Raw genomic sequence first — 26,769 nt, 5'->3', positions numbered from 1 at the left:
CGGGTGCGGGTGCGGGTGCGGGTGCGGGTGCGAGGTGTAATGCCAAAAACAGCAGGTCCAGCTATTGTTCAACTTCGTAGAGCATGTTGTTTAACCGGCGTCTCTCCATTAGTTCAGTTGCACAGCTATCAAAAAAACGGGACAAGGCGGAAAATCCGTTACCTTGATCCCGTTTTTAGCTTGATTTGTGGTTTATTTTAAGATTTGTTCTTTGCGTTTAGCAAGTTTAGAATTTCAGGACATTATCTTCAGACGCCGGCTGGCTTAACCTCACTAGCCAGATCGATCCAGGCGATCTCTTCCGAAGTTAGCGTGATGCGGGATCCTTCGTCACAGGAGAGCAACTCTGCCTGATTTTGTGCCCCAATTAATGCGCAGGTCGGGAAGGACTGATTCAATACATAGGCTAACGCAATCTGAATCGCCGTTGTATTCTTGGATGCAGCCAATTCCCCGGCACGACGCAGTCGTTCCCAGTTGCCATCACTGTAGAATACACGCACCAAGTCTGCATTGTCGCGTACCTCTGGTGTGAATCGACCAGTGAAGAAACCGCGTGCCTGGGAAGACCAGGACAGGAGTGGCAATTGTGATTGCTCATGCCATGCGAGCGTTTCGGCATCCGCCGATACACAGCCTGCCCAGAATGGCTCATTCGCTTTGGCGAGACTGAGGTTTGGGCTGCTGAACGTGAATCCTTTGAGACCATGGGAGGCGGCATAAGCGTTAGCTTCTTCTAACCGCTGCCAGGTCCAGTTGGAGGCGCCGATGGCGCCGATTTTGCCAGACTCGATGTGTTCGTTCAGTGCCTCCAGAATGGCAGCCACAGGCATGTTAGGATCATCCCGATGCAGTGCGTACAGATCGACATGCTCCGTCTGTAAACGCTCAAGGCTTTCAGTTAGGTCTTTGCGAATGGCATCCGCATTCACGCGAGGGCCGTTCTGGTCATGGTGTGCCCCTTTGGTGAGAATCACTATCTGGTCGCGATTGCCGCGTTCCTTCATATAACGTCCCAGTACCTCTTCGCTCTGTCCGCCGCAATAGATGTGCGCTGTATCTACCGTGTTGCCGCCGATTGCCAGAAACGCATCCAGGTTGGTTGCAGCTTTCTCATACGTATCATGAAAGAAATAGTCTGTTCCTTTGATTAGCCTTGAGACTTTTTTGCCAGCACCGGCGATTTCAATATATTCCATAGATAAACCGTCCTCTCTTATATAAAGTTCCTCACAACGTAATTCGTGTACGTTCTTCCGCCGAGCGAAGGCAAGCTTCAAGCACTTTCATATTGGCTGCCGCATCGGAAGGGGCGAAACGAAGTTCCTTGCCCTGAAGTACAGCGCGAGCCATATCGTCCCCTTGTAGCGCATAATGATTGACTTGCTGCACCTCCACTTCACGGCGTTCACCGCCTGCCGTAACAAAGAAGTTGGAGCTACTGTCTGTACGAGCAATATAAGCCGAAGGGACTTCAATAATACCCTCAGAGCCAAGTACCTCCAGCGTATTACGGAAGGCTGCCCACATACTGCTGTCAAACGTAACGCCAACATGGTTATCGAATTCAAGCAGTCCGGAAGCCATCATATCGACCTGATCATGCTCTGGTGAGAACATACCGATAACAGTCACTGCCTTCGGCTCCTGTCCCAGCAGGAGGCGAGCCGCACTAATGGAATAACAGCCGATATCATACAGCGCGCCGCCACCCCATTCTTTGCGGAAACGCACATTGCCGGACGAACCCGAATTGTTAAACGAAAACGTACTGTGGATGCCACGAATTTCACCAATCTCGCCGCTGGCAATAATCTCCCGAATCTGGTCATAACGCGGATGATGGCGGTACATAAACGCTTCAGCCAGATGCACGCCTGCATCTGCACAAGCTTCAACCATCTCTAGTGCTTCTTTTTCCGTGAGAGCGAGTGGTTTTTCGCATAAAATATGTTTGCCAGCTTGTGCTGCGCGGATCGTCCATTCCCGGTGCAGATGATTCGGAAGTGGAATGTAAACGGCATCAATTGAATCATCTTCCAAAATGGCTTCATAGCTTCCGTAAGCCTTTTCAATTCCAAGTTTATCAGCAGTTTGCTGTGCTTTATCGAGATCACGGCTGGCAATAGCGGTAACCTCGTTCAACTCCGATTGCTGCAAGCCAGGAATGACGGAACCTATTGCAATGTTGGCGCTGCCGAGAATGCCCCAGCGTAACTTTTGAACAGAATTCATAACTTGTTTCCTCCTGTATTTGAATGTATATTGTGATTATAAAGAATAGATGAATGAATTAAAATGATAATATATTGAATTGAATTAACACAATATTGCTTAATGGGGTGAACCAACCATGATGAGACAAACCGTATTGCTGACCCTGCAGGATATCCCCTATTTCTGTTACCCGGAGTCCGTTGGACATTATACGGATCATACCCAGCACGCTGTATTACGTGAGGCAGGGGTGCTTAATAATTTCAACATTCACTATGTTGCGGCAGGTAAAGGATATGTGGAGGCCGATGGGATAGTGCACGAGCTTCGGGCAGGTCAAGCGGTGCTCTATTTTCCGCATCAACGGCAACATTATTATAGTAGCGAAGATGAGCCGTGGGACGTACGCTGGGTTCATTTTTACGGAGAACGGCTGCATGATTATATGCTGGAACGGGGATTGCACCGCAACCTTTTATGGACGCTGAGACAGCGTACTTCCTGGGAGGACGCTCATCTGGCGTTGCTTGAAGAGGTGGAACAGAACCGGATGCTTCGTCCAGCCCAGTTGTCCACGTTGACCTATGCTCTGCTGGCGGAATTTGTACAGCATGCGGTACCCCTCAAGAACACACGTACCACGAGCAAAACGGAGAGCCGAGTGCTGTCGTTATTGCCGCAGATGCAGCAGGAGGCTTGTGAGCCTTTTCTGTTACAAGACTGGGCAGATCGCGCAGGAGTGAGTACGTATTATTTTTGCAAAATGTTCAAGAATGCCGTAGAGATGACGCCAATGGAGTTTATCACACGTTCACGGCTACAGATGGCCAAGCAGTGGCTACTTGAACGCCCGTCGGCCAACATTGGGCAGATTGCCGAGGAAGCGGGATATCCTAATGCGAGTTATTTTAACCGTCAGTTTATGGCGCATGAGGGCATGACACCTACTGATTACCGTGGGCTTTACCATAAATAAAAAAGAAAAATGGATGAATCAAACCTTCAGCAAAGCCATCTACCTTGGGACTCTCATGTGGATTCGTTTGACAGGGCCTTCAATCAGGTCTATTATGGATAAATTAAATCCGTATATATGAGGTGTCCTCTCATGAAATATTCCAAAGCGACCAACTATGCGCTCCATACAATGTTATATCTGGTTAGCACTGCGCCTGAGCAACTGATTAGCGTGCATCAACTGGCTGAATTTCAGAAAGTCTCCCCAACGTACCTGTCCAAAATACTAACCAAACTGGTCAAAGCGGGCATGATCGAATCCACATCCGGTGCCAATGGCGGTTATCGACTTAGTCGCAAGAACCCTGATCCTTCTTTTCTGGAAATCATTCATGCCATCGAAGGCAAGGCTTCCTTGTTTGAATGCTCACAGAATCATAATGCAGCATGTTTGATCCAGCAGGTAATGGTTCAGGCGGAGGAAGAGATGGAAAGTTTCCTGCAACATAAAAAAATGTCTGAGCTCGCATCCCAGATGAGGGAAGCTCATTCGCTGTAGCATTTATCGCTCTAGTGTGGCTCTTGTATGTTTCTATTCCAGTGACTTCTAGAAGGAGTATACTTTCTCTGGAACTATACGACGATAAGGCAATCCCCCGAATCTCTCCAGAGAATTGGGGGATTTTTGACATGTGAATCAATATGTTACCTATGGATTGGAAAAAGGCGTGGGTATCATATATCACAGTAGTGGTATGGAATCTTATGGTATAATAAGTAAATTTTTAGCATCATTCCATTGAAAATTTTTCTTTTTGGAATGAAGCTTCATATTCATATTAGAGAGGTGCCTACTATGAAACATCAACAGCTCACTATTCCGTTAATGTTGATCTCCCTGCCAGGTATATTTCTGTGGGTTTTACTCCCGATTTATATCAAAGAGTTAGGATATAGCACGTTTCAATATTCATTAACCGTATCGATTCTATCTTTTACACAAATCTTGTTGAAGCTTGTACTTGGTAAAGTATCAGATCGTTATAGCCGTCATCGTATATTTCTATGCGCATTATTATGTTGTACGGCATCTTACTTTATCTATGCAGCAGCAACGAACTTATCTATTATCATTGTTGCAACTATTATGAATGGAATAGCCGGAATTCTGCTGACGATGGCATTAATCGGCCTCATTTCGGACAGTAATCAAAAGTTAGGCCAACAAATGGGAGCCTTCAGCAGCAAACAGCAGATTGGTCGTCTGGCGGGGGTGGGGATCTGTTATCTCGTATTAAGCAGTTACAAATTTGTTCAAGGCTGGAGTATGTTGTTCCTCATTTGTGGGGTGGCTTCTCTACTCGGATTTATTTATACGTTGAAATTGCCTGAGATCCCCAATAAAGAGATAACAAATGAAAAGAAGGGTAAAGTCAAATTATCCATTGGGCAGCGTAAAATCTGGTGTTTTAACTTATGCCTTAGTATGATATCCGCTATATCGGGTATCATTTTTATTCCATATATGCAGAAGGTGTACGATGCCAGCATCGAGCTTATCACGGTTGTATTCCTTGTGCCCATGATTATTTTTCCTTTCGTAAGTGCAAAACTGGGGAGGGTGGGAGATCAGAAAGGATATCGAAGAACAATTTTTGTGTCTCTGGCTGTATGCAGCATGGGTGCACTCGGTCTGGCCTTTTCACCGAGTTTACTTTTGTTTGCGATTATCTGCACGTTAATAGATTTATTTTCTACTGCTCAGGAGTACGCTTTGGACGGTGCGTTCATTAAAGGAACACCACAAGCTCATATTGGAGATGCATTCGGTAAATTCTCAATCAGTAACAATCTGGGAGGGATGGTCGGCGCAGCAGTCGGGGGATATATATTTGATACGTTTGGTTCCAACGTGCCCTATATTGTGTTTGCTGTGATGATGCTATTATTTTTGCCATTCGGATTGTACCTGATCCCCTCAAGTAAAGAGCAGAGTAGGCAAGAACGGGTAGTCTAGTATTTCATGAAGGCAAAATGCTACAATAAGGAAGATACTATATATACATACTTAATCACATCTTACACCTCTGGAGGGAAAACACATGAGCCAAACGACGACGATGACGGAACTGGAGCAACTGCTTGCACTCGAAAATATTAGAAATACCAAGGCGCGTTATTGCCGCTATATTGATACAAAAGCATGGGATGAACTCGGTGACGTATTTGCACCGGATGCCGTTGCCGATTTCAGCACGGAAGGTAATCCGATTCCGGTTTTGACTGGACGTGACACGATTGTACAGGTATTCCGTGACCTTGTAGACCCGGCGGTGACTGTGCATCACGTACATAGTGCGGAGGTGGAGTTTGTATCTGCGACTGAAGCGAAGGTTATTTCTCCGATGGAGGACTGGGTAACGTTCCCAGAAGGTAACGAGAACAAATCTTTCCACGGATTCGGGCATTATCACGAAACATTTGTCAAGATCGATGGACAGTGGCGCATTAAGCACACCAGCTTGAAACGTCTGCGCCTGGATCTGTTTGAATAACGAAATGTAAATATAATGAGATCGGAAAAGAACCTGAACAATTTCAGGTAAAACAAAGGAAGAAGCCGTTAATTTTATTGGCTTCTTCCTTTGTTTTATTGAAGTATTTTTAAATTAGTTAGAGGTTAATATTACGCCACCTTATCTTTCCGTGGTTGCATCCTCAAATAAATTTGCGAAAAGATAACCGATGCGAGGCCGACCGCGGTCATACCCCAGAAGATAAAGCTATACGCTGAAGATAGCTGCATGTTCTGCATCGCGGTCAAAGCAACCCCGGTTACAGCTACGCTGAATGCACCGCTGAAAAATTGACTGAGCTGGAACAGTCCCATGCCTGCGCCCACTTGATCCATGGACAGATTGCCTGACAATTCGTTGGATACGCTGGTCGTCAAGGAAGAGAAACCAACGCTGAGCAGCATGTACACAACCATGATGGCATAGCTGCTTTGGTCTGCAAACAGAGCGAACAGCCCGGCAGCGGCCAGGAGCAGCCAAGGTGCAAACTTCAATAACAACGTATTGCCGTGACGATCAATCATACGCCCGATGCGGTTGGACAGTAGCATGGACACAAGCGCACCCGGGAAAATCACCAGTCCTGATTGTGCAGGTGTCAGTCCATAGAGATGTGCCAGAACCTGTGGCAACAGGAACAGCGTGGCGAAGTTATTAATATACGATACAATTCCCAGTGAGCTGAGGATCATATATTTTTTGTCTTTGAACAATGCGGGTTGCACAAACGGATCAGTTGCACGGCGAATGCGGAACCAGAACAGCAATAGTGCGCTTACCCCGATAATAAGTGTAATGACCTGACGAGAAGTCAGGAATAATAGAATCCCGGTTGTACCGATGGCAAGCAAGACCGCACCGAGCATGTCGAAGGAACCCTTTTGCGGCGTTTCTCGCGGTAACAGTTTATAAAAAACAGGAATTAAAAATAGCGCTAAACCGGTAACGATAAATAGATCATGCCATCCCAAAAACTGTGTAATGCTACCGCCAAGTACCGGACCGAGTCCCAGACCTAGCGAACTGGCGGACATGATGACGGCCATCGATTTACCCCGGCGGTCATTCGGAATGTAGCGTGTAATTAGCACAATCGCTAGTCCCGGAACGGATGCTGCACCTGCAGCCTGAACCAGACGGGCAATGAGCAGAACAATGAAATGGTCACTGAAGAAACCCAAGACAGACGCGCTTCCAAGCAGGGTAAGTCCCGTAGTGAACAGGGTACGTATCGGTACAAAATCGGACAAACGTGAGAATGTAATCGAGGAAATCGCAAATACGATGGAATAACCCGTAACAATCCAGGATGAAGCGACAGAGGTCAGCTTGAATTCGGCTGCAATTTTGGGCAGAGCCAGATTAAACATCATCGTGTTCATTACAACGAGCACAACGGTGAATCCAAGCAACGCCACAATTAATCCTTCCTGTATGCCTGTCCGTTCCATCGGAGTTGTCGTAGCCGTGTTGTTCATAAAAACCTCCTATCATGATGTGTATTTCGCAACATTTCAGAAACGGTGTGTAACATTTGCAAAATGGTGTATAATGTCAGCCCCTGTGTTTCACAACAAGGGATGCATGCGAAATTTATAAGTTCGATTGGTATCGAACATTAGAAATATATCATGGATGTATGTTAGAATACAATGCATAGTATTAAAAAAAGGAGACTGCCGTATGAAGATTTTACATCATCCACAAGTGACGGATATTGAGCTTTCTTCCGTGCTATATGCGCTCAGCGATCCAACCCGGCTGGGAATAGTGGCAGAAGCCGCTAGAAGCGGGGAGCAGCCATGTAGTCATTTTCATGCTCGTGTTGTGAAATCAACGATGTCGCACCATATTCGTACCCTACGGGAGGCGGGTGTCATTCGCGTCCGAGTACAGGGTACACAGCATTTTATTACACTACGGTCTGAGGATCTGGAAGCTCGTTTTCCAGGGTTGCTACAGCCTCTTCTCCAAGCCGCCGCAGAGACAAGTACAGAATCGTCCGAGTGAATGTCCTTTCTTCTTTATGAAGAAGGGGCATTTTTTATTTTTTAGAATTCGATAAAAGATTACTCCTGATGCGACATTCTATGTCGTCCCAATGCCTCTATACTGATGGTGAACAAAACACATAAACCCTATTGAAAAGAGGTTCACAATCATTGGCTAAAACAAAAAGAGGTCGCGTTCTGTGGAGTCTTCCGTCCAGAGGACGGGGAACATGTCCAATATGCAAGAGTACACGAATCAAATTGTTGTATACGCAAACGAAAACAGATGGTACGAGTCTGAAAGTGTGCAAAAAATGCTCCAAAGCGGTGCAGTCCAGAGTAGATCTGGCAGAGGTAAATGTGTAGAGCTGAAAGACAAATCACGTAAGGAAAATGTAGACGGATACCTGTCATAGCCTGTTCTTCGGAACAGGCTATGTCCTTTTGATATAATACAGGAATAAACGTTGGAATGATTCAGGGGGTGAAATCGCTTGAGTAGCATGCATCGGATTCATTGGTTTGATGAACAGATTCGAAGCGGGCGTTTTCCGAACAGCGGTGGTCTGGCACAACAATTCGAGATATCTCGGCGTCAGGCGCAGCGTGATATTGAATATATGCTAAATACTCTCAGAGCCCCATTGGTGTATGTAGCCAAGTATCGAGGGTACTGTTACGAGGATCAGACCTTTCGTTTGCCGCATTTATATATGACGGATGAGGAACAAGGCGTTCTCAAATATCTGGCTCATCGATATCGGCATTATGACTATGAGCGTGCGGATACGGTGAAACGGGTGGCACACTTATTGGAACGTTTTACGATGGAGGATCACCTGCCCAAAGAGCAGTATCCGGTGTTTGCAGCACCGCCCAGGCACCTTCAATGGTTTAAATTGTTGTCCCATGCGATAGCGGATGCACGAAAAGTGCATATCTATTACAAGGATCATGAGGGGGAGCACCAGATCACCTTTTGTCCAGTGAAGCTAACCGCTCAATTTAATGCAGACTATGTAGTCGGTTACGAGACTGACCCGCTGCAACAGACACCGATTCGGCTGGAAAGCATCGTGCAGCTGACGCTGCTGGAGGAACGCTTTGAATGCAACCAGGATACATGGATGAGCACCTGGGGAGATGCATTGCCTGTTCGAAAACCGTTTGTGGCCGAGATTCGTTTCCGTGAGATGCAGCAATCGGAGCTGTGGCGAGGGTACCGGATTCGGGAGCAAAAGGGGCAGGTCTGCTTGATTGAATTTCACGATGCGGACGTATTTTTGCAACATCTGTACGCCGCGGAGTGGGAGGAACTACTCTCCCCAGGATGGCTCAGAAGCAAGCTGATGAAGCAGGTAGAAGAAATGACAGAGCGGCTCAGCAGGGGACAGAAAGGGAGAGAACAGGATGGCTGAGAACATGCTGGAGCATCTGGTGATGACAAGGGAATCAAAGTCATTTGTGGACAGCCTACATGCGATTTTGCGGCATACAGGTCAATTCCAGGGTGAGAAGTATATGCTTGCAGGGTACACCGGCATGGCCTTTAAATTGTCCGTCCATAAGAGATTACTGCCGATGTCGGTAACGGCATACGGACAGTGGGGAGTGTCTCATCAAGGCGGTATCGATAATCTGGGGTTATTCACAATATATGGTGCAGGGCGAAGCCGACATCCGACATTTGCTTCGTATAAGCAAGACGCCGTGAATGGGGTCAGACGGAGTTTGGATGAAGGTAAAGGTGCGATCTACTGGATGCCCGAGTTTGGTGTCATTTATGGATATGATGATGCAGATCGGGTCTTTTATGTGCAGGATGGCTGGAGCAAAGAGCCGCATATTTTGCTGTATGATAATTTCGGATTGAATTTCACCGGTTTCTGGTACTGTCAGATCTTTGGTGATCAGGTGCAACGTACAGAGCAGGAGATGGTGCTGGAATCTTTACGCCTGGCAATGGAGGATTGGGATATTCCGTACCGTTTGTTACCTGATCAAAATATAGCTTCCGGCCGGCTGGCATATAATGTTTGGATTGAAGCACTTCGCTCTGGAGATTACGATGGTGCAGGAGCAGCTTACCTTCTGGATTCGTACTGCCAATCGCGTACCGAGATTCGAATGTATTTGCATGATGTTCGCGGCTTATGGACTGAACTGGAGCAAGCCTGGATGTGTTATAACCGGATTGCTGAACTGATCCAGCAGATGAGAGCACTTCTGGTACGGGAAAAACATGGGCTTGCGCTGCGGGAGGATGCCAATGAGCAACTTGCGCAGTTTCTTGGACAGGCGAAGTTACTCGAAGAGCAGGCGGTAGATTCTTTTCGTACCATATCCGCGCAGTATGCGGACCATAAACGATCTACGGTACCCCGCTGGGGCACACACTCCGCACGGTAGAACTGGGGATAGGATGTACGTTGAACAAAAGGAAGGCAGAATGGATACAGGAACGAGGTTCAAAGAATGAAGAGAATGAGGTTATTGACTGATTTAGCTGATTTAATGCAACGACTACCTCAGACCAATGCGGGTACCACGAACACGGATACATGGCGATACGGAGCAGGCACCTATGCAGATGCGTTATACCCTATTTTGTTACACAAAAAGTGGACACATCTTCCGCGATATATGATTGCAGGCATGACAGCAAGTCTTTTTCGTTTCGTGGTGGACCGTCGTCTGACGAAAGAATCCATCTCGGCATATAACTGGATGGCAGAAAATTTTGTTGCTGCCGATTTCATCGGAGTGACAGCGAGTCAGGCTGCCGGGTTTTCCTTTGAACCGACGTTTCCGCTCTATCAGAAGCATGCATTACTGAATATCAAAAATTCGATCGACCGGGGAACCGGGGCGGTGTTATGGCATGATCAATTTGTGGTGGTTGTTGGATACGACGATGACGAGGAGGACTTATTTTTCTGCACAGGAGATGAGCCTGACGTGCTTCGTTTACCCTATTCCTTAGTCGGCTGGAATAACTCACCCTATTGGTATTATCAGGTGTTGGAAGCTCACCAATCGATCGATATGTGGGAAGTGTGCAAGGAGTCGTTAATACAGGCCGTATATAAATGGGAAACGCATGACTATATGCTGCCAGCGCAAGATTACGCTTGCGGTTCTGCCGCATACACCGCGGTTGCGGATGTGCTGCAGTCTGGAAACTATGAGTGCAATCAGGCTGCAACGGTGCTTCGCTATTATGCTTGTACAAGAGGGGACATCGCCTCATATGTCAGAGCGCTTGAACATTTATCGCCGCATATGGATCAAGTCATTGTAAAATATACACAGCTCGCTGATCTCTATGCATCTATTGTTGAAGTACTGGATGATTCCGCGGCATGGGATGCAAGGGAACCTGGAAGTGTACAGCGAGTTATTGAACTGATTCGAAACGCAGGGGATGCGGAACAAGCTGCCATTGATGCAATTAAACATGCTTTCCCCGAAACGATCAACAATCGCTTCTCGGATATTGGGCTCAGATAACACTACGACACTCTAACATCAAATGAATTGAACATCCAGACATGTTAAACACCAGAAAGGCGATGAGCCAATCTGGTGTCTTTTTGCGTATCACAATGTTCCGAATGCCACGTGGACTAACGTTACTTTTATAAAAAAAAATATATAAAATTTAAAATAAAGGTAATCTGAACCCAGCTTCGTTCCGAATATTATAATATATGGTCTTATTTGGATGAGGAATTCAAGGAATGAATGGGGGCAGAACGATGGTACGGAACCCGGAAACCCTTCAGGAATGTATCGAAAACGCAAGGCAGAGACTTTATCAGATGGCAAACCAATATACGAGTCTGCAACATCCAGAAGTTATTCGTCAGTCGATGGTGCTGGATAAATTGATTAATGAATATAACGATGCCAAACGCTTCATTTCACATACGAACCATCGTAGCTAGGGTCAAGTGTACGAACGGCTGACTGAACCTCCGAAACAAGTCGTTCGCGTTCTTCGTAGAGCGGGTACTCTTCTTTGTCAAACTGAAAGTGAATCGTTCGGACATCGCCTTCAGAGAATGTTATTTTTTGTGACTCTAATTCAATGAAAAATGAGTCATCAAACCTAAATCCGTCTCGATCCCGGTAGCAGTACATATAGTCAATATCCTTTTCTTCAAGCACTAACACACCTTGTTCCGTCAACTTCATCATTGGATCCTCCTTCATAAGTGTGGTATGCAATATCTATTTACATTATATAGCGTCTGTTAAAATTTGGGGATAGCTATATCATACATGGCATGAATATTTTATAACTTAAATGATTTCTGTTTTCCTGAGTCATAGGAGTTTAGTCTTCAAGTAATCATACAAAAGTCGGACAAGGCTATAGACAATTTCATAAATACACTGAAATAGGACAGATGATGTCTACATTCAGTGTTTTTTTTGTGCTTCCTCCGAAGTTTCACGCCGGAGAAGAGACTTGCTACTTCGGCATTGATAGGGAACAACCGTGCGTAAGACTTATTGTTGCGAGTATAGTTGAACGTGTAAAATATAGGTGGATTGCGAACGGAAATACGTATTTAACATTGAATAGACAGGTTGCCGGTCTGGTTGATATAGAATCATTAGGGTTGCAGAACAGGAGTACATACAACATGGATTACGGAAAGGCAGGAAATCAAATGAAAGCAGCGCTGGAGCAGGCTTTGGAAGAAATGATTCAGGCCATAAATGAATGGTTTGATGAGCAGGCGGCACGTACCGATTTAGAGCAGATAATTAAACGAACGACACTGCAGATGGGCATATTTGATGATATCTTTGTTTTGTACAAGCCGGGAAGAACGATTGTAGATAGCCTGGACATGGGTTGGGATGAAGGCTCATTATCCACGCAGACGATCCGGTTTACAGAAGAACTGGTACGCGCCGAAATCCAGCCAAGGCTGGTCGAGGTGGTTCAGGAGAAGTTAGCCGAATGGGCAGATACACCGCTGATTGATTACCGGTTTACGTTTAGAGGAAAGTTTCCTACAAGCAACGGGATGCTGAAGCTGACGTTGCTGGAATACATCAATGAAGAGAAAAGACAGAAGCTGCTCGAACGGATTCGGACGTATACGGATCAAAAACTGGAGAATGGTGTATACCCGACCAAGCCGCTCGAAACGACTTTTTTGGCAAAACATCTGCTCGATCCCGTGTTGTTTCCATCGATGGATGCAACATGGATCATTAGACAATATGAACAGATTCAAACGTTAAATCGGGAGCGAAAGGATGCTCTCGCCGAGCACCGTCATACGATCATTTATGCCTTGACGCTATGGGCGGAGAAGCAGTTTTTACCACAGTATTTCGACGTACAGATTTCAGAATATTGTGAAAATGAATACTCGTTGAAGCCAGATCAGAAGCTGGACGGGCAGGTTAAGAGTTCACACTCTATAGATCTGCTACTCTATGCAGCGGTGATGATTTTGCGTTTCGAACCTAGCTACAGCAAGCCAAGAGGGCTTAGGTTTCTGGAACTGGCCAAGCAACTCGGTAGTGAGCAGGCAGATCGGATGTTGACTGAGGGCAGCGGTACATATAAGCCGGAAGATACTTATGTTAAGACGGAGCAGGTGGAATGCCAGGCCAATGATGTTTTTGCGAGGATAGCGATTCAAATACATCAGGAAGAACCAGAAGCATATCAACAGGCGATAGCCTTTATTATTCGTTTGCTGGAGCAGGGGTTCCCCAAGAGTTATCACATCAAACTGAAATCCAAAGTAAAACAGTATCTGCCAATCAAAGGACTTGCCAAATCGGATACACACCGATTCTTTGCGAATGCTCTAGAATATCCTGAGCTGTATTCACTTCTGGAACAATACGCACGAGTAGCCATACAGGAATTTGAGTTTTACGCAGATACAGAAGGGGAGAAGAGTGGGATGCCGGGAAGTTATGCCGCCTTTGGGCTTGGACTTACGAGGGAGCAGTATTTTCCTCTGATTTACGAATATATGGCGCAGGTCGATGACGAACATCAGATGATTCAGGACAAATTTATTGTTGCTTTTGCCGATAAATATGGGGTGACAGCAGACTCAGTGCCAGTTCTCGTTCACAGTTTGCGCCGTTCAACGGACGGATTGAAACTCAAATTGTTGCCGGAGTTCGAGCAGGACGAGAAGCTTGAGTGGTTGCTGGAACAGGTTCAGGAGTTGGAATCATATGAAGTTCAGCGAGTGCTCTACCCGATTTTTGGCAAGGTAGAGAAACTGGCTGCACTGGCCCGTAAGGCGGAGGGCAAACGAAAAGAATTGTTACTGAGGCTGTCGCATGCCGCAGGCAAATAAACGAGCTGTCACCAATTGAAATAAACGGGTCTGGTGACTCATTAACTAAAGTATTAGACGCCAAAAGTTGCAGTGAGAGGTGGATGGAGATGGAAGCTTTAACGAAAAGCGTCTGGCAGGGGCTGTCTGAACAGGATAAGCAGGAATGGATGCAACGTATTGCGCTTCAGTTGCCTGAAGGGATGCAGTATGAGGGATTGCAGACGTTTGAACGATATGGACAGCGGACTCTGACCGGAGTATTTACACAGGATGAACAGCGATTCGTATTTGTGCCAGGTAACCAGGTAACATTAGGCTGGGAAAAGTGGCATCACGGAATGGATGAGGAAACGACTGCTGATCTGCACGAAACTGCAAGCAGTTACGGGATTGAGGACGTACAATCCTTTCTGGCAGGCCAGATGTCACCTGTGAGAGAGGTCAATATTGGCCCGATGCTTGTGGAGTGTGAGACCATCTCCCTGGGGTGGATTGAGGTAACCGAAGAAGAAGCATTTGCCCAGGAACATGAAGATTTTCCTAAAGCCTTAGCCGAATTCAAGGAATCGGGGCTGAATGAATATGAACTTCATCTGGAATTCAAACTGATTCAAGACCAAGGAGAGGTTCGAATTCTCTGGTTTAATGAAGGAATCGAACTGGAGGACCTTGTAAAGGAAGAAACAGCGGCTGGATTCAGTTTGTTGACGGAAGACGAGTGGGAGTATATCTATGGTGGAGGTTGTCGCACTTTATTCCCTTGGGGAGACAGTTTTGACTATACGATGAGATTAAGGCATTTGGGAATACCTAAAAATCAAGATCAGCTAGATTCATCGTTTGTGCATTCAGAAACAGATACAGGTGTGGATACTGGGACAGATGCACTTACGGAGCCGATTGAATCCTCGCGAGCTGGAGCAAATCATCAGTTGTATGATCTGGAGTTGCCGAATTTCTTCGGTGTACAGTTTGCCGGAGATCCATATAAATACGAGCTTACGCTGGGTGCAGATGAAGAAGTGATGCCAAAAGGCGGAGATGGTGGAGCTCTAATCTGTGGAGGAACAGGGCCATTACTTAGCTTCCTTCCTTCTGCTTCGGTATTTTTCCGGGACGTGAATGTGGATGAGCTGGATTGGGAGGAATTAATGGATGCGTTGTATTACAGAAGAGTGATCCGAGTAACAGATATGAAGATGGACTAAGGCAAAAAAATAGGGGGACAGCATATTTGCTGTGCCTTTTATATTTATAATTGGGTATATATAATCAGGCCTGACTGCTTAACTTCAGGAATGGGGGCACATTGAGCAGCGCCCGCGTTCCTTTTACAATAAAAGAATGAGTGCTTTTTAAGGGTATTCATTTTTGAAAAGGGGAATACACGTGTCATTTTATACATCCTTTCAGTGTAACGGTTCGGAGACGCTCTTTCTATTTGAAATCTTGAATATACCAGAGGCAAAACAGCTTCGGGAAGAATTGCATGCTGCTGCAGGCCGGGGAGAGGCTGCACCTTCGTACACGCAGATTCTCAAAGGCCTGGTACAGGATCATGTAATAAACATTAGCGATCAGGAAATTACGTTAGAACCTCAGGTACATACGCTGCTTACGGCTTGCAAACTGAGCAGTGCGGTAACTCGTCTGGAGTTATTCAACACGGATCAGGGCAGATCCGTAACGTATGGTTTTTTATCAAGTAATCTGTTGGTCGAATGGATCTGGAAGCCTATGCATCATCAGTCCGTATTCACTTCATATCCCTCCTTACAGGATATGTTTCAAGTTCTCGGTAACCGACTGGATATGAATGATACTCCGCCAGAAGCTGCTCCTGATCTGGGACAAGAGAGTATGCGCACGTCCATCGGGGCCGACACATTGCGCCGCTTGTTTGAATTGGAGATAAGTCCAGCGGGACATGGTGATGAACAAGCGGGGATAAGCGAAAGAACCGAAGATGCTAAAGAAACCGATAAAATGCAGGTCATATTGGAAGAAGATAAACATCTGGATCAGGGCTGGGTGCAGCCCTTGTGCCGCAGTTTTGCTGCTCTAGAGCAGCAGAGCCGATTTGAAGTATATACCCGGGGTGCAGATGAGAGATCACAAGTCATTTATTTTATCGGCAGTACGAGTGGAAACTGGCTCTTTCTTGAAGGGGAGACAGAGGATGTGTTTACTGCATTCATCGTAACGGAGGAAGAGCTGGTACAGAGTCTCTTTCTGCTGACAACACGTTCCATATCCGTTCTTCCCTATGTGCGCTGAACGGGAGGGACATTACGTCCGAAAAGTTAGGGGGATTGAACATGACAAAGATTGTTATGAAAGCAGAATATCTGAATGCTCTTGCCCAGCAGATTGAACAAGTCACTGCACAGCTACAGCAGGTTGATGGTATGTTGCAGCATGCGATCCAAGGAGCCGCATGGCAATCGGGTAACCGGCAGACGATTATTGGGCTGTATCAGGCGCATCAGCAACGTTTCCAAAGTGCAGGGCAAAGCATGCAGCAGCTGGCCGCTTATGTGAAAACAACCCGGCAGACGATGGAGCAGAAGGATAACTCTGGTGGCCAATTTGGAGTGACGGGCATTAATCTGCTTGCTCCGTTTGATGGGCTGGGCAGCACGGTCGGTACATTAACTGCAGCTATGGCGGTTGCCCGTTTGGGATATCGAGTGAAGAACGGTTACATGGTGAAAGCTCAGCTGGATCGAAATACACCTCGGGTTCTGGTTCGTGAGAGTCATGATGCAGTCAAAGGAAATAAGGCTCCAAATGGGCGGCCAAGAGACTATAAAATCCATTATGTACGTGACATTGAGGCCAAAATTGCCAACGGAACGGCCACCCCGCAGATGAAAGAAGTTGCCGCCATGATCAAACCAGGTTATGCCGTCAAATCAGCGTTGACGGACAAGCTGGGTTGGGCCAGTGTGGGTATAGATGTATTCAACGATACGAAAGAGAATATTAGTCAGAATGCAGGTACCGACAAGATCGCGGGTGACATTATCGGGAATGTTGTCGTAGGAGGAGCCACCACTGTAGGAGCGACTCTTCTAACTGCGGCCGTTCTGCCAGCAGCAGCACCTGTACTGGCAGTAGGTGCCGTTGGCCTGGGGGTTTCGGTCGGTCTAACCTATCTTGCGGAAGGGATAAAGCTGGATATGGACCTGGACGGTGACGGAAAGGATGATTCGGTGAAGGATGTTGTCAAGCATGGCGCGAAGAAGGCCTGGTCTACCGTGGCGGGGTGGTTTAAGTAGATGGCGAATAAACAGCGTTCAAAACCTTCAGTGCATAAGGGAAATACGGCTGCTGGTCCCGTGATGTATGAAGGGACATCGTATCCCAAGGAAACGTTCGAGAATTATCTGGTCATCTATGCGCTGGATGGTATTCGGCTCAGCGCAGGCACACTGGTTCTGTTTTTTCTCAATGTATTTCTTGTGATACCTATATTCAGTGTTCCGTTTCAAGCTCTGTATGCCTATCTGCTACTTCCGCCGCTAGCTGTTATGAATCTATGGGCCATTGCCCTGATTGCATTCCCGCGCAGGCTACAGCTCAATTATGTCTTGTTTCGAGGCGTATTCGGACTGGTGTGTTCAGCTTCATTTATGGTAGTTATACAGAAATTCGCCTATGAAGCACTGGGACTGACTACGCCATGGTATGCGATTGGATCTTTTGCAGTATACTTCTTTGCCTTATCTCAGTATGTAAGGTTTCGTTTACAAAAATTAAAGCAGCCGTCCCAGCGTAAAAAGGGGGAGAAAAGTAATGGTATGCCCATTGCTACCTTAACCGCAATTACAGGAGGGGCATACTTGCTGGCCAACATTTCATTGGCCTTCGTAACACAGCAGACAGTGGCTGTTGTTCTGATATGTGTATACATCCTGCTGGCTTTTGTTGTCTTTCATTTTGTTATGGATCTGCATCGATATTACTGGCTTCGCCGAGTCATGAACAGACCAAAATCGGTTTAATTCAGCGAAAAGCAGACCTAATTACAAGGTCACTAGATATGAGGAGGATGAAAAGTTTGGAAAATAATATACCTGCACTGTTGCCCAACGGGTCTGTAATTCGTTTGAAAGAGGGTACAAAAAAACTCGTCATCTATGGAAGGAAACAAATGTTAATGACCGAACCTCCGCGGCAGTTTGACTATATTGGCTGCCCGTACCCGGAAGGTTACATTAATCCAGATTACACTTATGTATTTAATCACGGAGACATTGATGAAGTTATTTTCAAGGGGTATAGTGATGAAGAAGAAGAGGTTTTTGCGGCAGAGCTTGAGCAGGCGTGACAATACATTACGCCAATTCTGATGTTGGCCGCGGCTGCTGGTATTCTTGATACAAACGGATCAGTACTAACGTGACTGATCCGTTTCACGGAAACGTTCTGCAGTCTGCTGCAGCTGCGTGCCTGTCTCCATTAAACCTCGTAAATAACTGCTCACCGTGGTCATACTGTTATTCATACGCTCAAGGAAATCACGCTGCCGATTGCCTTCCCATTGACCTTCGGATTGATCAATCATCGTTTTGAGTTGGTTAACGATGTCTTGTCCATTCTGCGAAGCTTTGTTGAATTGGACGGCAAGCTGCTGCAGCTCCTCTGGCGACAGATCAATGCGCTGATTCATAGTACACTCATTCCTTTCTGTTTGTATTTTGCAAAAATCGGGATAACTTTATTTATTATAACCCTTTCCGCATCAAAATGAAGCCGGACAAAAGCCGCGTTTTGCGAGCAGCATAAACGGCCTATAACCAAGACAAAACACACACTATACGGCTCCCAAGTCTGAAGAACGGAAGAACCGATATCGTATGTGTTTTGTTATTTTATTTATGATGTTATGGGTTTATGATCAGATGATGCTTTATGAGCGTTACGCAGAATAGGATTGCATTATTTTACTTTTTGCACAGCTACGGCCATCTGTTCCAGTTGGGTATGCGTCAATTGGTTATTTGACGAGCTGAGTGTGACATAACGATCATCCAGCTTGAATGTAAGCATGTCAGTTTTATCCGGTGTGTACCATTTGGCAGATACGCCGTTAGGCAATTTTACTGTTTTGCCATCATAGCTGAACGAGTAGTCTCTAGGAGACACCGTTACATTCATGCGGTTGAAGACAAAGTTCACGCCATCGCCGCCTGCACCTACACTTTTGAAAGCATCTCCCGCAACCATATGTTGTGGAGCATAAGCAGTGGTGAAACCATCAAATTGAGCAAATGATTTACGGATCTGTTCCAGCTGCTGTTTGGAGTAACTTACATTTTCAAAAGCCGTAATACCTTGATCATTGCCGCCTTTTACTTTTTGTACAGAGACAGCGACTTGTTGCAACTGTGCTTGGGACAGCTTATGATCTGGCGAGCTGAGTGTGACATACCGATCATCCAGTTCGAAGGTTAACATGCCGATATCGCTTGGTGTATACCATTTTGCACTAACACCATTGGACAGTTTAACCTCTTTGCTCGTGTAACCGTCCGAATAATCTCTTGGAGAAACATCAACCTTCATGTGATTGAAAATGAAGCTTACACCGTCGCCAACGGCTACGCTTTTGAATGTATCACCTGCAGTCATTTGCTGTGGAGCATATGCTGTCTCAAAGCCATCGAATTGAGTAAATGCTTTCTGGATCGCTTCTTTTTGCGCTACGGTATAGGTTACATTGGTTAGTGCAGTTGGATTGCTGTTCGCTTCACCAATAATAACTTGTTTATTGGCACCATCATACGTTACAGGCACATGCAGTGCATCAGCCAGTGCGCGAACCGGTAGATAAGTCGAGTTATTGTACGTGATTGGAGCCAGTTTTTTACCGTTCCCGTCAGTCGGCGAGTATGCTGCACCGTCTACATTAAAGCTGATTCCATGATTGAGGTAAGCCGAGATTTTCTCCAATTGTGTTCCGGCGTATACACCGGCTGCTCCGGTTAAGGTCATACCCAGCACCATCATTGTAGCTACGGATTTCTTCATGTTTTTCTTCATCATATATCTCTCCTTTAAGTTGGGTTATTTGTTGTCTTGCTGTTCCTTATGGCTTTATATTACCCCCCGAACTTATCCAGAATAATTCTGAATTATCTCCAACTTGTAAACATGTGTAACGATCTTTGCATCATGATGGGTAGTCGCCATGTAAAGGTTATAGGGGAAGCATCTTGTTTGGGTTTCATAATTAAGGAGGGGAGCAGATGGATCATCGCGTTATGAAAGAGTTTATTGAAGAGTTTTATGATATTGGTCGGATACAGCGCGTGGAAGTGATGAAACAGGGGACGAGCTCTGAAGCAAAATGCATCGATTCTTCAGCAGGTAGATTCGTGTTACGTAAACTTAGAGATGAGCGGCAGGCTGTAAACGAAGAGAGACTTCATCACGTTCTGTCATTGCAAAACATCTCTCCAGCAATGGTCATTGCGCGGAATGGGTTGTCCTATGTGCATTTGAATGATGAAATTTATAATTTGCAGTACTACGTGGAAGAAACGGTACCGTACGATCAGGAAACCATGCATTTTGTTGAATTTGGGAATATGCTTGCTCGCTTCCACCATGCTGCTTACAAGCTTGAAATCATGGATCAGCAGGATCGTTTTGCGTTATCTCTATTATGGTCACAAGTCCGTGATGAAGTCAGGGGATCTTCGTCAGCTATTATCGGTTCACTTGAGGGGCATGTAGAGCAATGTACGGAGTACATCGTGAGAAATGATAGCTTGATTCATGGTGATCTGGGTGTGTGGAATATGTTATTTATGAAGCAAAAGACGCTTTTGATCGATTTTGGAGAGGTGAGAAGAGGTGATCCGCATTTTGATGTGGCTGCCGCGCTTACCTCGATGATTCCTGCAACCGTAAGAGCGAATGAGTGCTTATCAATCATAGAAGATGTGATGAAAGGGTACGCTGAGGCCGGGGGACTGCTCACAAGAGAACAGTTGTATGAACAAATTCATCTATGGTTGCTGCGCGGCTGGCTGGCGTGGATCAGGGAGAGGGGAGTTACCTCCCCGATGGTGCAACACATGGAGCGAGGCGTGCGGAGAGTTGCCGTATTCAAAGAGATGTTACTTTAGCATTCAGTGGATGATGATCAGTTGTACAAATACAGGACAAATCCGCCTATACCCAGTACGATGGCGCCGACGTATACATATGTAAGTTTACTCAGATTTTGCCGTGTACGGCGATCATACTCGGGGTTACTGATGCGATTGGCTTTCGAATTCCCGATGATAAGTGTAGCAATCCCGCCAAATAAGGCAATACCGATAACCAATGCATAAGGTAGCCAAGTCATGAGTTGACCTCCTTTTCCATTCGATGGAGAGCGTTTGCCTCTATTGTATCTCAGGTTTACTCGCAATGTAAGCTATTATTGAGAAATATAGGAAATTTATTCAGTTTGAAATATTATAGGGTGAACACTTCTTTTACACGTTAACGGAGAAGACAGAAAAAACCTGGAAAAGCGAAGCGCTCGCCTTTATCAGCGGATTTTCCCTTTGGAAAAGGGAATTCAAAAAAATCTGGGGATAACAGCGATTGAAAGGTTATTCTGTCATCGGAGTGGACTGTGTAAAATCTTTAGTTTAACTTATATAGATAAAAAAACATAGATGTATCAAGCATTTGCGGCTTTCTTTATCGAAAGCTGTAATTTTTTTTGCCTGCGGAGTGATCCAGAATGGAGAACCGTGCGTTACACCCTATGAAGACAACGACAAAGAAACAAACGAACCAAAAACATACTTAAGGAGTGACTCACCAATGAAGATGAAAATGAAAACATTTATTGCACCTGTACTTAGCTTGTCGCTGTTAATGCCGGGAATCGCGGGAGCTGCTTCTGCGCCTCAGACATCCACTTCCATGACCATGATGAAAGCATCCGTGAACACCCCTGCGGCTGACCTGAGAGCGAATCTGGATCATCTGTTGTCTGAGCACTTTGCTCTGGCGGTAACGGCTATGGCGAAAGCTTATGATGGAGCCAAAGATGCAGATGCAGCATACAAAGCGCTCGACCAAAATGCACTGGATATGCAACCGGCGATTGCCTCGCTTTACGGTGAAGCTGGTGCCAAAGAATTCGAACGCATCTTCCGTGCACATAACAAATATACCGACGATCTGGTGAAAGCCACTAAGATGGGGAATCAGGCTGGCATCAAGCAAGCACAGGATAACATCAACGGATTCGTAGATGAATTCTCCACATTCCTGAGCACAGCGACAGAAGGCAAACTGCCTAAAGACGCAGCAAAACAAGCATTGAAAGTGCATGAAGATCTCGTGCAAAAAGTATTCGACGAGTACGTAGCTGGAGATTACACCGATGCATACAAGGCATATCGCGAAGGCTTCAAGGAAATGTTTGACGTAAGTAAAGCACTTTCCACCGCGATTACAACACAGATGCCTGAGAAGTTTAACAACACCAAAGCGGATACCAAAGCAGCTGACCTGAGATCGGCACTTAACCACTTGGCTTCGGAGCACTTTGCGCTTTCCGCTCTGCAAATGCAAGAGCAATATGATGGACGCACAGCGGCATCGAATGCCCTCGTAACCGCAGAAGCTGGAAATACAGCGGACTTCAAAGCTGCAATTGCTTCTATTTATGGAAATGAAGGAGCGAATGCATTCGAAAAAATCTGGGTAACTAACCATGTTAACGCTCAGAGTGATTATGTTAAAGCTGTAAAAGATAATGATGCTACCGCACGTACAGCTGTGCAAAAACGAATCGACGGCTTCACAACGGAGTTTGCTACATTCCTGGATTCCGCAACAGCAGGCAACCTGCCTAAATCTGCAGCACAACAAGCGCTGACAACACATGAAAACCAAGTGCAAAAAGTGCTGGATCAATATGCGGCAGGCAACTATGATGCTTCTTACACCACGAATCGCGAAGGCTTCAAAGTGATGTTCGGGGTAGGTCAAGCGCTGGGTAATGCCATTGTGACTCAGTTCAATGACAAGTTCCAAGAGGCAGCACCAACACCAGCGCCAGATATGACAACGGTTTGGATGAAGCTGAACAGCAAAATGCTGAAAATTAACGATAAAACAACGAACATGGACACCACACCTGTGCTTTGGAAAAATACAACATACATCCCACTGCGTTTCCTGAGTGAGGGAATCGGCGCAACGGTGAAATGGGACAAAAAAGCACAGCAAGTTACCGTTATGGCTGGTGATGATACACTCGTATTCTGGGTGAACAACACGGTCATGGAAGTCAACGGTATGAAGAAAAACGTAGGTTCTACCGTGTTTGTTAACAAAGACGGACGTACACAAGTACCGCTGCGCTTCATTGCTGAATTGTTACAATGGAATGTGAAATGGGCTCAAAAAGATGGATCTATTACACTGACTAAAGCAATGTAAGGCAAGCTTAATGCAACAATCAACACTGTGATCCCATACGGTCTTATGTTGATATAATTAATCTCACATTCAAACCGAAAAGGCTGCCCCTGTGGCAGCTTTTTTGTATTCGCCGGAAAGAGCAAATATTTGGTATAATTAATCGCGTAATCAATTACATAAGCATGCAGTGAACTCAGAGAATACAAAGGAATGATAAAATCATTCAAAACGAACAATGGAAGAGGAGGACAGAGGTATGAGTGCAACATCCAATTCAGAGAAGCCTGCACGGAGTGTAGATACCCGATTATTTATTGCCTGGGCTGTATCTGTTATTGCAACCTTGGGAAGTCTTTATTTAAGTGAGATCAAGCAGTTTCTGCCATGTGATCTATGCTGGTTCCAGCGCATCTTTATGTATCCGTTAACGATTTTGCTAGGAATTGCGTATTTCAAGGATGATGTGGGGATTGCCAAGTACGTGCTTCCGCTCAGCTTTATCGGGGGCGGCATTTCTTTGTATCACGTAACAATTCAGCGGATCTTCTCGGCTACCGGCAACGCTGTGGCGTGTGGTAAGGTTCCATGTTATACCGATTATTTGAACTGGTTTGGTTTTATCACGATTCCATTGCTGGCTCTGATCGCATTTATCATCATTATTGTGATGTTGTGGGGAATCGGTAAAACACGCAGAAAGGACTAACGGTGATGAAGGGACAAGCTCGCTGGTTTACACCTCTGCTTATACTGGTGCTGATCATGTCCGGCTGCTCTTATACGGAGCAGTCGGCCTCTGGCGAGATGCCGGAGATGATTCGAGTGAAACTGATGATGCCAGATCAGGCGAAGGTGAACGAAGAAGTCGCTTTACAGATCAAACTAACCCAGGGAGAGAAGCCTGTAGATGATGCTGATCAGGTACAATTCCAAATCTGGGACGAACAGAACGAACCTGCGGCACCTTCCATTGAAGAAGGAATGATGAATGCCGATGAGCTTGAGGCACGTGGGGCAGTGAAGGCTAGTTCTGTAGGTGATGGCATATATGAAGTGAAGTATACATTTCAGGAGCCGGGGGTATATGTTGTCCAGGCACATGTAACTTCGGGTGCAATGCATACCATGCCGCGTACGAAGGTGACTGTCGAATAATTTAATGATTTTTCATTTCAATCCTTGACCTTGAAGTATACTTCAAGGTTTATTGTTGTTGTATCAACAACGTTTGGAGGAAAAATCATGAAGATATTCGAATGGATTTTCGTACTAGTAACGATAGCAGGGGCGCTGGGTTTACCGTTTTATGCGAAAAGGCGAAAGCTTGCGATAGGCATGCTCAGTGCCTTGGTGATTGCTTTTCTGCTACATGCGATCATGGACTCAGTACGGGTGATGTTACTGCCGTCTTATATTGTCGCGCTCATTCTATTTATCCTGTTAATGATTCAAGTGATGAAATGGACTCGCAGTGTTGGAAGCGTAGCACCAGAAATACATAAGAAGAAGTCAAAAGGACGTGCCTGGATGCGCGGTCTCTTCATCCTTCTTCTTGCCGCTTTCTCGGGAATTGGATCAGGAATGTTTACGAGGTATTTCCCGGCATTTACAATGCCTGAGCCAACGGGGCGATTTGCCATCGGTACATTTTCACAACATATCGTAGATGAATCTCGTGAGGAGACTCTTTCGCCTGAATCCGGGGACAAGCGGGAACTAATGATTAATGTGTGGTATCCAGTAGACCCGGAAGTTGCAAAAGGCATTAAACCGGAGTCATATCCTGCTGAATTGGGGGAAGCGATCAGTCTGGTGTTTGGCATCCCATCTCAAGTATTCAGTTATCTGGATACGATACCCACCCATGTGGTAAAAGGTGCAGCGATGTCTAATGCAAGTAGCTCGTATCCTGTTGTAGTATTCTCTCCGGGTGTCCGTTCGGCTCGTTTTCAGAGTATGACCGCCGTGGAGGAGCTGGTTAGCCATGGTTATATCGTCGTAGGGATGGATCATCCGTATACGTCGGCTCGAGTAACTTTCCCGGATGGTCACAAGGTTTCTTATGATGCCGGGCCAGAATTTGCAACATCAGAAGAGTTGTATCAATATAATGTACAGGGAGTGGGCATTCGTGCGGCCGATGCACGTTTTGTACTCGATACGCTTGAACAATGGAATGTGAGCGATCCGAATCAGGTGCTGGAGGGCAGACTTGACCTGAGCCACACGGGCATTATGGGACATTCCTATGGTGGGGCCACAACAGCTGAAGCACTCGCACAGGATGAACGTTTGCAAGCCGGACTCAGCCTGGAAGGTGGTTTCTGGGGCAGTGTTTCCAAGTCGTCGCTGAAACAGCCGTTTATGTACATCATGTCTGGCAAGACAGCTAAAAGTCTGGGACCCAATCCTACCGAGCATGAAAAATTATTCTATCCCGAGTTTGAGCCAGACCTGAAACATGTAATGAAGAACAGTCTGAATGATACCTATTATCTGACCGTGGATGGATTTTTCCATCAGAGCTTCACGGATATTGCGTTAATTTCACCGCGTTTGTTTGCCAAGAATATGTCTGCGGAGCATAATATCGATATTACGAGAAGTTATGCACTTGCCTTTTTTGACCGTTACCTGAAAGGTGAGGCACAACCTCTACTGCAAGGAAGTTCAGCCAAATTTCCCGAAGTATCTTATGATCACGAATATACGCAGATACGTAACAAACAAGCGCAATGAGTCAGTTGGAAAGGGGGAGAGCGTTGTGCAGACCATGACAAGAGGCCAATTGGCCAAAAAGACGGGAGTGAGTATGGCCACGCTTCGTTATTATGAGGATAGCGGCATATTGCCTGCTCCGCATCGATCCTCCAACGGATATCGCGTATATACCGAGGATTATCTGGTGAAAGTCAACTTCATTAAGGGTGCACAGACGCTCGGTTATTCGCTGAAAGCAATAAAGGAAACGCTGGAGCTGCTAAGCAATGACGATATGGAAAAAGAGACGTTGAAAACACTTGTACGTGAACGGATCACCGATATTCAACAGCACATTGAACATCTGGAGCAGATGCAAAAACAGCTGGCCGGATTGTTGCTTGTACCTGAGGACGAAATCGATAGTTATATCCAGTCCTTTAGAGTGGAGAAAAAAGAGCCATAGAGCCGTGATCACGGCTCTTTTTCTATTTTTTAAGAGTAGACCAGTCGTATGTAACGAGCAGGAAACGGGGGGAGAGAAACGAATAT

General features: G+C 45.9%; 30 protein-coding genes. 23 read left to right on the top strand and 7 right to left on the bottom strand.

Translation table 11 applies throughout. The features are described from left to right. A partial coding sequence (locus H7T88_RS27885) for a hypothetical protein (protein WP_221791615.1) occupies positions 1-201 on the top strand: 201 nt, incomplete at its 5' end. Between the two features lie 47 nt (positions 202-248). Here the strand turns inward: H7T88_RS27885 and H7T88_RS27880 are convergent. Both H7T88_RS27880 and H7T88_RS27875 read right to left on the bottom strand, forming a co-directional pair. Next, the gene (locus tag H7T88_RS27880) at positions 249-1,199 is read right to left on the bottom strand and encodes an aldo/keto reductase (protein ID WP_221791614.1); all 951 of its coding nucleotides are present in this window, start codon (positions 1,197-1,199) and stop codon (positions 249-251) included. A 31-nt stretch (positions 1,200-1,230) separates the two neighbouring features. Then, on the bottom strand, positions 1,231-2,235 hold the full coding sequence (locus H7T88_RS27875) for a Gfo/Idh/MocA family protein (protein WP_154891798.1): 1,005 nt from the start codon (positions 2,233-2,235) through the stop codon (positions 1,231-1,233). 118 nt (positions 2,236-2,353) lie between these two features. On the opposite strand from H7T88_RS27875, the gene H7T88_RS27870 reads away from it, so the two are divergent. The 4 genes from H7T88_RS27870 to H7T88_RS27855 all read left to right on the top strand — a co-directional run bounded on the left by H7T88_RS27870 (position 2,354) and on the right by H7T88_RS27855 (position 5,729). Beyond that, positions 2,354-3,193, top strand: coding sequence for an AraC family transcriptional regulator (locus H7T88_RS27870; protein WP_090924328.1), 840 nt, complete (start codon positions 2,354-2,356; stop codon positions 3,191-3,193). Between the two features lie 132 nt (positions 3,194-3,325). Further along, a complete protein-coding gene (locus H7T88_RS27865; RefSeq protein ID WP_090924327.1) occupies positions 3,326-3,733 on the top strand; it encodes an RrF2 family transcriptional regulator in 408 nt (135 codons plus the stop codon). Positions 3,734-4,030: 297 nt separating this feature from the next. Then, complete coding sequence (locus H7T88_RS27860; protein WP_221791612.1) at positions 4,031-5,191, top strand: MFS transporter; 1,161 nt, start codon at positions 4,031-4,033, stop codon at positions 5,189-5,191. Between the two features lie 85 nt (positions 5,192-5,276). Further along, entirely contained in the window at positions 5,277-5,729 is a 453-nt protein-coding gene (locus H7T88_RS27855) for a nuclear transport factor 2 family protein (protein WP_090924326.1), read from the top strand. A 131-nt stretch (positions 5,730-5,860) separates the two neighbouring features. Here the strand turns inward: H7T88_RS27855 and H7T88_RS27850 are convergent, their stop codons facing one another. Further along, a complete protein-coding gene (locus H7T88_RS27850; RefSeq protein WP_221791610.1) occupies positions 5,861-7,228 on the bottom strand; it encodes an MFS transporter in 1,368 nt (455 codons plus the stop codon). 205 nt (positions 7,229-7,433) lie between these two features. On the opposite strand from H7T88_RS27850, the gene H7T88_RS27845 reads away from it, so the two are divergent. From H7T88_RS27845 to H7T88_RS27820, 6 genes are all read left to right on the top strand, one after another. Beyond that, complete coding sequence (locus H7T88_RS27845; protein WP_221791608.1) at positions 7,434-7,760, top strand: ArsR/SmtB family transcription factor; 327 nt, start codon at positions 7,434-7,436, stop codon at positions 7,758-7,760. 152 nt (positions 7,761-7,912) lie between these two features. Beyond that, positions 7,913-8,107 carry a hypothetical protein gene (locus H7T88_RS27840; protein ID WP_090924323.1) on the top strand — a complete coding sequence of 65 codons (195 nt, stop codon included), beginning with the start codon at positions 7,913-7,915 and terminating at the stop codon, positions 8,105-8,107. Between the two features lie 137 nt (positions 8,108-8,244). Continuing rightward, positions 8,245-9,159 carry a helix-turn-helix transcriptional regulator gene (locus H7T88_RS27835; RefSeq protein WP_260511195.1) on the top strand — a complete coding sequence of 305 codons (915 nt, stop codon included), beginning with the start codon at positions 8,245-8,247 and terminating at the stop codon, positions 9,157-9,159. After that, on the top strand, positions 9,152-10,150 hold the full coding sequence (locus tag H7T88_RS27830; protein ID WP_221791603.1) for a cysteine peptidase family C39 domain-containing protein: 999 nt from the start codon (positions 9,152-9,154) through the stop codon (positions 10,148-10,150). The genes H7T88_RS27835 and H7T88_RS27830 overlap by 8 nt, the downstream gene beginning before the upstream one ends. Positions 10,151-10,216: 66 nt before the next feature. Beyond that, positions 10,217-11,251 carry a hypothetical protein gene (locus tag H7T88_RS27825; protein WP_221791601.1) on the top strand — a complete coding sequence of 345 codons (1,035 nt, stop codon included), beginning with the start codon at positions 10,217-10,219 and terminating at the stop codon, positions 11,249-11,251. Positions 11,252-11,481: 230 nt separating this feature from the next. Continuing rightward, positions 11,482-11,688: an aspartyl-phosphate phosphatase Spo0E family protein gene (locus H7T88_RS27820; protein WP_260511193.1), complete on the top strand. Its 207-nt coding sequence runs from the start codon at positions 11,482-11,484 to the stop codon at positions 11,686-11,688. Here the strand turns inward: H7T88_RS27820 and H7T88_RS27815 are convergent. Then, positions 11,660-11,941, bottom strand: a complete 282-nt coding sequence (locus H7T88_RS27815) for a hypothetical protein (RefSeq protein ID WP_139168944.1) — start codon at positions 11,939-11,941, stop codon at positions 11,660-11,662. The two genes, H7T88_RS27820 and H7T88_RS27815, sit on opposite strands and share 29 nt — an antisense overlap. Positions 11,942-12,393: 452 nt before the next feature. On the opposite strand from H7T88_RS27815, the gene H7T88_RS27810 reads away from it, so the two are divergent. From H7T88_RS27810 to H7T88_RS27785, 6 genes are all read left to right on the top strand, one after another. Beyond that, entirely contained in the window at positions 12,394-14,088 is a 1,695-nt protein-coding gene (locus tag H7T88_RS27810; protein WP_260511192.1) for a DUF6138 family protein, read from the top strand. Positions 14,089-14,177: 89 nt separating this feature from the next. Then, a complete protein-coding gene (locus H7T88_RS27805; RefSeq protein WP_221791599.1) occupies positions 14,178-15,278 on the top strand; it encodes a formylglycine-generating enzyme family protein in 1,101 nt (366 codons plus the stop codon). Between the two features lie 181 nt (positions 15,279-15,459). Next, positions 15,460-16,347: a hypothetical protein gene (locus H7T88_RS27800; protein WP_221791597.1), complete on the top strand. Its 888-nt coding sequence runs from the start codon at positions 15,460-15,462 to the stop codon at positions 16,345-16,347. Positions 16,348-16,388: 41 nt separating this feature from the next. Further along, positions 16,389-17,351, top strand: a complete 963-nt coding sequence (locus H7T88_RS28940) for a hypothetical protein (RefSeq protein WP_260511191.1) — start codon at positions 16,389-16,391, stop codon at positions 17,349-17,351. Then, a complete protein-coding gene (locus H7T88_RS27790; RefSeq protein ID WP_260511190.1) occupies positions 17,352-18,077 on the top strand; it encodes a hypothetical protein in 726 nt (241 codons plus the stop codon). A gap of 56 nt (positions 18,078-18,133) precedes the next feature. Continuing rightward, positions 18,134-18,403: a DUF4176 domain-containing protein gene (locus H7T88_RS27785; RefSeq protein WP_260511189.1), complete on the top strand. Its 270-nt coding sequence runs from the start codon at positions 18,134-18,136 to the stop codon at positions 18,401-18,403. A 66-nt stretch (positions 18,404-18,469) separates the two neighbouring features. On the opposite strand, the gene H7T88_RS27780 is transcribed toward H7T88_RS27785, so the two are convergent. Then, complete coding sequence (locus tag H7T88_RS27780; protein WP_090924313.1) at positions 18,470-18,745, bottom strand: WXG100 family type VII secretion target; 276 nt, start codon at positions 18,743-18,745, stop codon at positions 18,470-18,472. 269 nt (positions 18,746-19,014) lie between these two features. Then, complete coding sequence (locus H7T88_RS27775) at positions 19,015-20,121, bottom strand: stalk domain-containing protein (RefSeq protein WP_260511188.1); 1,107 nt, start codon at positions 20,119-20,121, stop codon at positions 19,015-19,017. Positions 20,122-20,324: 203 nt separating this feature from the next. On the opposite strand from H7T88_RS27775, the gene H7T88_RS27770 reads away from it, so the two are divergent. Continuing rightward, positions 20,325-21,209 carry a phosphotransferase gene (locus H7T88_RS27770; protein WP_221791595.1) on the top strand — a complete coding sequence of 295 codons (885 nt, stop codon included), beginning with the start codon at positions 20,325-20,327 and terminating at the stop codon, positions 21,207-21,209. 17 nt (positions 21,210-21,226) lie between these two features. Here H7T88_RS27770 and H7T88_RS27765 read toward each other — a convergent pair whose 3' ends face one another. Further along, complete coding sequence (locus H7T88_RS27765) at positions 21,227-21,433, bottom strand: hypothetical protein (protein WP_090924310.1); 207 nt, start codon at positions 21,431-21,433, stop codon at positions 21,227-21,229. A 476-nt stretch (positions 21,434-21,909) separates the two neighbouring features. On the opposite strand from H7T88_RS27765, the gene H7T88_RS27760 reads away from it, so the two are divergent. The 5 genes from H7T88_RS27760 (at position 21,910) to H7T88_RS27740 (ending at position 26,683) form a co-directional block, all read left to right on the top strand. Then, a complete protein-coding gene (locus H7T88_RS27760) occupies positions 21,910-23,535 on the top strand; it encodes a copper amine oxidase N-terminal domain-containing protein (RefSeq protein WP_221791628.1) in 1,626 nt (541 codons plus the stop codon). Positions 23,536-23,773: 238 nt separating this feature from the next. Beyond that, positions 23,774-24,223, top strand: coding sequence for a disulfide oxidoreductase (locus H7T88_RS27755; RefSeq protein ID WP_221791593.1), 450 nt, complete (start codon positions 23,774-23,776; stop codon positions 24,221-24,223). Positions 24,224-24,228: 5 nt separating this feature from the next. Continuing rightward, positions 24,229-24,672, top strand: coding sequence for a FixH family protein (locus H7T88_RS27750; protein WP_154891812.1), 444 nt, complete (start codon positions 24,229-24,231; stop codon positions 24,670-24,672). Positions 24,673-24,759: 87 nt separating this feature from the next. Beyond that, complete coding sequence (locus H7T88_RS27745) at positions 24,760-26,256, top strand: alpha/beta hydrolase (protein ID WP_221791591.1); 1,497 nt, start codon at positions 24,760-24,762, stop codon at positions 26,254-26,256. Positions 26,257-26,290: 34 nt separating this feature from the next. Beyond that, positions 26,291-26,683, top strand: a complete 393-nt coding sequence (locus H7T88_RS27740; protein ID WP_260511194.1) for a MerR family transcriptional regulator — start codon at positions 26,291-26,293, stop codon at positions 26,681-26,683. Positions 26,684-26,769 lie beyond the last annotated feature (86 nt).

The organism is Paenibacillus cucumis (ex Kampfer et al. 2016) (assembly GCF_019748695.1).
GTDB lineage: Bacteria > Bacillota > Bacilli > Paenibacillales > Paenibacillaceae > Paenibacillus > Paenibacillus polysaccharolyticus.
Note: the sequence above shows the minus strand (reverse complement) of the source record. Positions and strands in the feature narration are given on the sequence as shown.